This window comes from Exiguobacterium sp. AB2, assembly GCF_000696055.1.
Lineage (GTDB): Bacteria > Bacillota > Bacilli > Exiguobacteriales > Exiguobacteriaceae > Exiguobacterium > Exiguobacterium alkaliphilum.
The window spans coordinates 40948-47708 of record NZ_JNAA01000014.1 but is presented as its reverse complement, the minus strand read 5'-3'; the positions used below and the strand labels follow the sequence as shown (position 1 = coordinate 47708).

At 51.8% G+C, this 6761-nt stretch carries 6 protein-coding genes; all 6 read left to right on the top strand.

Going from position 1 to position 6761, the window contains the following annotated elements; translation table 11 throughout:
- Nucleotides 1-195 precede the first annotated feature (195 nt).
- Nucleotides 196-1167 (top strand): YsnF/AvaK domain-containing protein, encoded by a 972-nt coding sequence (locus DI14_RS01765; RefSeq protein WP_021066663.1) that lies wholly within the window; start codon nucleotides 196-198, stop codon nucleotides 1165-1167.
- 87 nt (nucleotides 1168-1254) lie between these two features.
- Nucleotides 1255-2064: a YsnF/AvaK domain-containing protein gene (locus DI14_RS14950; RefSeq protein WP_051622498.1), complete on the top strand. Its 810-nt coding sequence runs from the start codon at nucleotides 1255-1257 to the stop codon at nucleotides 2062-2064.
- Nucleotides 2061-2468 carry a general stress protein gene (locus DI14_RS01755; RefSeq protein WP_021066661.1) on the top strand — a complete coding sequence of 136 codons (408 nt, stop codon included), beginning with the start codon at nucleotides 2061-2063 and terminating at the stop codon, nucleotides 2466-2468. Before DI14_RS14950 ends, DI14_RS01755 begins: the two co-directional genes overlap by 4 nt.
- Nucleotides 2469-2678: 210 nt before the next feature.
- Nucleotides 2679-4976, top strand: a complete 2298-nt coding sequence (locus DI14_RS01750; protein ID WP_034804421.1) for a glycoside hydrolase family 65 protein — start codon at nucleotides 2679-2681, stop codon at nucleotides 4974-4976.
- Nucleotides 4977-5121: 145 nt separating this feature from the next.
- Nucleotides 5122-5970, top strand: a complete 849-nt coding sequence (locus DI14_RS01745; RefSeq protein WP_034804420.1) for a YitT family protein — start codon at nucleotides 5122-5124, stop codon at nucleotides 5968-5970.
- 73 nt (nucleotides 5971-6043) lie between these two features.
- Complete coding sequence (locus DI14_RS01740) at nucleotides 6044-6715, top strand: permease (RefSeq protein WP_034804419.1); 672 nt, start codon at nucleotides 6044-6046, stop codon at nucleotides 6713-6715.
- The last annotated feature ends 46 nt before the right edge of the window (nucleotides 6716-6761 follow it).

The following is a 6761-nucleotide window of genomic DNA, read 5'->3' as shown; positions in this document are numbered from 1 at the left end:
CAATCCGGATGCATATAATAGAAGCGGAATCAATCGGTCAAAAGTCATATCGTTACAAATAGATTACAATCGTGAAAGAAATGCATGAAACGGAATTGCAAGGGAACATCTACATTACCGGCCGAATGGCAGATCATTACGAATTCGCCCAGCCAATAACCAAAAAAATAAAGAATTTGAAAGGGAGATACAATCATGGATAACAAACGTTATGTAGGCACTTACTATCAGGAGTCAGAGCTTGTGTCAAAAATTGATGAACTTCGCGCCCAAGGGCATCGCGAAGACGATCTGTACGTCGTTGTGAAAGATAAGTCGAACCTTTCGATGGTTCGCGGCGAAACGGATGCAGAAGTAAAAGAAACGAAAGCGTCATGGCTCGATCGTTTCTTCGGAGTAGCAGACGGCGGAGACGAAGTACGTCACACGTTCGATAAACTCGGCTTCTCAGAAGAAGAGACGGCGCGTCATCACCAAGATATCGAAAACGGCGGCATGGTCCTCTTGCTCGACAAGAATGACGGCGTGTTTGACGACGGACGTAACGATACGTTCGAAGGCGGCCGCACATCAGCAGGTTACGGATCAGAAGGTAACGAAGCGGGCAATATGACCGCGCGTGACTTCGGAACAGGGACTGGCGTAACCGGTGCCGGCATCGGTGCAACAGGTGCAGGCGTCAACTCGAACCGCTTCAACGATATGGATGAGGACATCCGTAACCGTACGGACTTGACGGACGAACAGAAACTCGAGTTGCACGAAGAGCGTCTCCTTGTGAACAAGGAACGTGTGCAGACTGGTGAAGTTCGCGTCGAGAAAGATGTCGTCGAACGCGAAGAACGCGTCGATGTCGAAGTCGAGCACGATGAAGTGTATGTCGAACGTCGCCGTGTCGATGGGGACCGTGAAGCGACAGGACATTCGTTCGATGCGACGACTGACCGCGATGAGATTCGCGTACCGGTCACGGAAGAACGTGTCGATGTGACGAAGAAAGATGTCGTTGCCGAAGAAATCATCGTCGGCAAAGAGAAAGTCAAAGATACGGAAACGGTACGTGAGACGTTGCGTAAAGAAGAAGCGCATATCGAAGGGGAAGACGACCTTCGCCATCGCGATCATGATCTCGATCGCAAACGTCGCGACGAGCGTGACCGCCTGTAATCGATTGACCAAGTACCTCGACAAGGATGGCTCTCTCTGAGGGACCATCCTTTTTTTCGCCAAGTAACCATAGGAGGAATCAATGCCATGAAACATGCGATTATCTCTGAAGTATTTGACCAGCCGGAGGCGCTGCTCAATCGAACGGTCGATTTGAAACGAGAAGGATACGCCGAAGAGGACATGTACGTCCTCGTCAAACGAGCCGACGTCGCGGACGCGGTCCGATGCCAGTCGAAGTTATATGTGCTCGTCACCGACGAACCGGGTACGGTCGCCTCACTCGTCACATCGAGCGAGCGACCGATTGAACGCTGGCTTGGTAGCATGCGGCTCACGAAGGAGCAACAGGATCGCTTCGCTCAGGAAGTCGAGCAGGGACGACTCTTCTTGTACGTCGATGCCGACCGTGGCGACCAATCGCTTGAGGCCGGCCGCCCGAAAATGAAATCAGAACCGGAGACGGAAGAACAGACGCTTGCCTTGCACGAGGAACGCTTGACCGTCGAGAAACAAGCCGTTCAAACGGGCGAGGTCGTCATCAATCGACACGTCGCGGAGACAGTTCAAGAGATTGAAGTCCCGGTCCGCAGGGAACAGGTTCATGTGGAGCGGACACCAGGGTCAGAAGACGTGCTCGAGGACTATGACTTTAATCAGCCCGGCATTCGCACGATTGACGAAGGGGACCATCTCCGGATTCAAGTCATCGAGGAACGGGCGTTCATCGTCAAACGTCCTGTCGTCGTCGAAGAGATTATCGTCCGGAAACAAGTGACCGAAGACGTGAAAACCATGACGGAGACGCTCCGTAAAGAAGAAATTGAAGTGACCGAGGTCGGCCAGGCCGACGTCACGATTCATGACCAGACAACCCGAAAGGATGAGACACGATGAGCAAACGTCGATTTGTAGACACATACCAAGACGAGGCGGCCCTCGTCGCCAAAATCGATCAACTGACCGAGGAAGGCTATGAGGAGAGCGACTTATATGTCGTCGCGAGAGACAAAGATGACGTCTCGCTCGTCAAACGGAACACCGACGCAAAAGTGGAAGCAGCGAGCGCGAACTGGATGCAAAAGTTCGCGGGTGTGGCCGAAGGCGAGCAGGAAGTGAAGCGGGCGTTGCTCGACCTCGGTCTCGCTGACGACGACGTCAACCGCGCGTATGGCGATATTTTAAACGGAGGCTACGCCTTGATTCTCGATGAACCCGACACGGGGTTCAATGACGGAAACAACCCGGCGTTCGAAGGGCACGAAGCGAACGCGGCGTTCGGGCGCGACCAAGACAAGTGACTAGAGCACCTACTGCCTTCTTGAAAAGGTGGTAGGTTTTTTGTTTGCTCCAAAAAGTAAGAAAAAAGTTTATGCAAACGATTGCATTCTTCGTTGAGTCGTGTAAAATGAGAGGTGAGATTGAAATACAGCGCTTTCATAGACAAGCGGTTGCATGATTCCGTTGTCTATCGAGGAGTAGCCTTGTAGAGAAAAAGGAGTGGCAGACAGATGAAACGATTGTTTGCAGTCGATGAATGGAAAGTAACGGAAGAAGGGCTTCACCCGAAAGAGAACCGTCTCGCCGAGTCGATCACCTCGCTCGGGAACGGTCATATGGGGATGCGCGGCAACTTTGAAGAAGATTACTCGAACGATACGCACCAAGGGTTTTATGTGGCGGGCGTCTATTATCCGGACAAGACGCGCGTCGGTTGGTGGAAGAACGGGTACCCGGAATACTTCGCAAAAGTGTTGAACGCAACAAACGTCATCGGACTTCGTGTTGCCATTAACGGGACAGCGGTCGACTTGGCGAAATGGGAAGTGAAAGGTTTCACCCGCGAGCTCGATATGCAACGTGGCGTCCTCACGCGGACGTTCACATTGTTGAACGGGACGGAAGAGACGAAAGTGGAAGTCGTCCGTTTCTTCTCGATCGTCGATAAAGAAATCTTAGCGATTCGTTATAACGTCACGCCGATCAACTACGAGGCGAAAATCGAGTTTACGCCATACTTGGACGGTGATGTCGTCAACGAGGACTCGAACTATGATGAGAAGTTCTGGTTGCCAGTCGAACACGGTGTCGAAGAGCGTTTCGGTTTTGTCACGACGAAGACGAAAAAGCTCGATTGGCACGTGACGGCTTCGATGATTGCAGACGTCGAAGGCGCGCGCTGTGAAGTGCTCGAAGCGACCGACCTGTTCGTCGCGAACAAGTTCACGGTAACGGCGCCAGCCGGTGAGACGGCAACGGCGTACAAATACGTCTCGGTCGTCACGAATCGTGATTACGACGTCGAGGCGCTCCAGTCGGAAGGGATGCGACGCGTCGAGATGGCGTTTGAGAAAGGCTTTGAGACGCTCCTCGCCGAGCAGACGGACGCTTGGCTCGCACGTTGGGAGGACGCGGACGTCCGCATCGACGGCGACGCCGAAGCACAACAGGGCATTCGCTTTAACATCTTTAATATGTATCAGACGTACACAGGCGAGGACTCACGTCTCAACATCGGACCGAAAGGGTTCACCGGTGAGAAATATGGCGGTGCCACGTATTGGGACACGGAAGCGTATTGCCTCCACTTCTACTTGGCGACGACCAAACCAGAAGTGTCGTGGAACTTGCTCAAATATCGCCACAACCAATTGCCGCAAGCGAAAGAGAACTCGGTGAAAAACGTCGGGATGGAAGGTGCCCTCTATCCGATGGTGACGATGAACGGGGAAGAGTGCCACAACGAGTGGGAGATCACGCATGAAGAGATTCACCGGAACGGCGCCATCGCACATGCCATCTTCAACTATACGAACTTCACAGGCGATAAGTCATACCTCGGGAAATACGGACTTGAAGTATTGGTCGAGATCTCGCGTTACTGGGCGAGCCGTGTCAACTTTGTCCCGCACAAAGATGTCTACATGATCCTAGGCGTCACAGGTCCGAACGAATACGATAACAACGTCAACAACAACTGGTACACGAACTTGATTGCCGCGTGGACGCTTGAATACACGCAAGAGGTGTACAACTACTTGAAACAAGCGGAGCCGGCTCGTCTTGGAGAGCTCGTCTCGACGCTCGGCATCACGGACGAAGAGATTGCGAAGTGGAACGATATCCAGACGAAGATGTACTATCCGAAAGACGACCTCGTCCCAGACGTGTTCATGCAACAGGACGGCTTCATGGATAAAGAACAAATCTTAGTGAAAGATCTCGATCCGAAACACTTGCCGCTCAACCAAAACTGGTCGTGGGACCGCATCCTCCGCTCGAACTTTATCAAGCAGGCGGACGTGCTCCAAGGGCTCTATACGTTCAGCGACCGCTTCACGGTCGAACAGAAGCGGGCCAACTTCGACTTTTATGAGCCGCGGACGGTCCACGAGTCGAGCTTGTCGCCTTGCGTCTACTCGATTATCGCGGCTGAAGTCGGTTACGAGGACAAGGCGGTCGAGTTGTACCAACGTTCGGCACGACTCGACCTCGATAACTACAACAACGACACGGAAGACGGTCTTCACATCACGTCGATGGTCGGCTCGTGGATGTCAATCGTGCACGGTTTCGCCGGCATGCGTGCCCATGAGAACGAGCTTACGTTCAGCCCGATGATTCCGAAGGATTGGAACGGCTATTCATTCAATATGCTCTGGCGCGGCCATCACTTGACGATCACATCGACGCGTGACTATGTGACGATCAAGCAGACGGGCGGCACGGACGTTTCCATCACGGTCTATGGAAATGTCGTCAACGTCCCGGCAAACGATGCCGTGACAATCGAGACAGTGAAAGCGTAATCAAATGCGTCAGTACAACAAGTCGGCTTCGGCCGGCTTGTTTTTTTTCATCATGCCTCTACAGATTGCATTATTTTAATGATAGGCAGCGCTTGGAATCTATGTTATCTTGATTCTTAGCTATTTTTGAAAGGGGAGACAAAACTTGACGGAAGCCGTTAAAGAACATGCTCGCATCGGAATCGTTTCGATTATTGGGGGAGTGTTCGTTGCATTATCCATGACATTATTTTTAATCCCGGCGGGGGTATACTCGACCGGATTTACAGGGCTCGCCCAAATCTTTACGCAACTGTTTGCGGGGACACCGTTTGAGCTCGGGGAAGGAATTTGGTTCTTCGTCTTAAACGTGCCGCTACTCATTGTCAGCTACTTCATGCTCGGCAAGAACATGATGATTCATACACTCATCAGTGTCGCGGCAGTCACCGTGTTCATTCGTGTGCTTCCACAATCGCAGCTCCTCTCGGACGATCCGCTCTTGAACGCCGTGTTCGGCGGGGTTTTGCTCGCCATCGGTTCAGGGATCACGATTCGCTTCGGCGCCTCGACCGGTGGATTCGATATCGTAGCCCTCATCTTGGCGAAATTCACGAACAATTCGGTCGGCGTCTACTTGTTCCTCATGAACATGATGATCGCACTTTGGGCCGGTGCGTTATTTGGTTGGCAGACTGCGCTTTATACAATCGTCTTCTTGTACGTGACGTCGAAAGTCATCGACGAGATTTATACGAACACGCAGCGTCAAACACTCTTCATCGTCACGAGCCATCCGGACGAAGTGACGAAAGAGTTGCATCAACACGTCTTCCGCGGCATCACGCTCATGCCTTCGATCGGCACGTACTCAAAAGTCGAAAAGGCGACGCTCATGATGGTCGCCCAGCGCCACGAAGTTCGTGAAATCACGCGCATCTGTAAGGATGCCGATCCGACCGTCTTCATCAACATGGTTCCGACCGAAGATGTCGAAGGTGCGTTTCGACGCTAAAATAACCCCCGCTGAACACTCAGCAGGGGTTATTGTATAGATAGAGGTCAAACAAGTGTGAGGGGGACGCGTGATGATTGGAGTCAGCATTGCGACGAAATGGGAATATGAAGCGACATTGGAGTACTATGACGTCAAAGCGGATGAGCGGTTCAGTTACCCGTATGGCGAGTATTTCAGGAGGATACTTAATGACGTCGAACTTGTTTTTTATAGCACCGGTGTGCGGAAAGCTAACGGGGTCGGTGCCAATCAATACATGATGTCTCGGTTCAATTTAGTAAAAGTCATCGTGGCTGGGACGTGCGCCGGAATCGATGATACGTTTGACCCGTTGGATATCTTCGTCCCGCATCGCGCCGTTCAATACGATTGTACGGTCAAAGAAGTAGAGCCGCTCATCAAACCATCGTTCATCGTCGACATTGAACTAACGAACTACGGGGAAGATTATTTAACCGGTACCATCGCGACGGCCGATCGAGCGGTCGTGATGTGGAACGATTATTTGGAACTGAAAGGACACGACATCACCATCGCGGATACGGAGGCGGGCGCCATCGCGTATATCTGCAAAAAAAATGACGTCGAGTGTATCATTGTCAAAGGAATCTCTGACTTCCCGGCAGATGAACGCGATACGAATCCAGTCGACTCGAACGTGGAACAAATCAATGTATACATCGCGAACACCCCAAAAGTCATGATTAAGATTTTTGACGACTATTTGTGGCGCTTTATTTGACCGAGTTTTAGAGCCGAACGCAAAACACACCGACTGCATTCAGTCG

What these genes read in the sequence shown, in the direction of transcription:
- DI14_RS01765 (WP_021066663.1), top strand. Translation starts at nt 196, where the DNA reads ATGGATAACAAACGTTATGTAGGCACTTACTATCAGGAGTCAGAGCTT.
- DI14_RS14950 (WP_051622498.1), top strand. Translation starts at nt 1,255, where the DNA reads ATGAAACATGCGATTATCTCTGAAGTATTTGACCAGCCGGAGGCGCTG.
- DI14_RS01755 (WP_021066661.1), top strand. Translation starts at nt 2,061, where the DNA reads ATGAGCAAACGTCGATTTGTAGACACATACCAAGACGAGGCGGCCCTC.
- DI14_RS01750 (WP_034804421.1), top strand. Translation starts at nt 2,679, where the DNA reads ATGAAACGATTGTTTGCAGTCGATGAATGGAAAGTAACGGAAGAAGGG.
- DI14_RS01740 (WP_034804419.1), top strand. Translation starts at nt 6,044, where the DNA reads ATGATTGGAGTCAGCATTGCGACGAAATGGGAATATGAAGCGACATTG.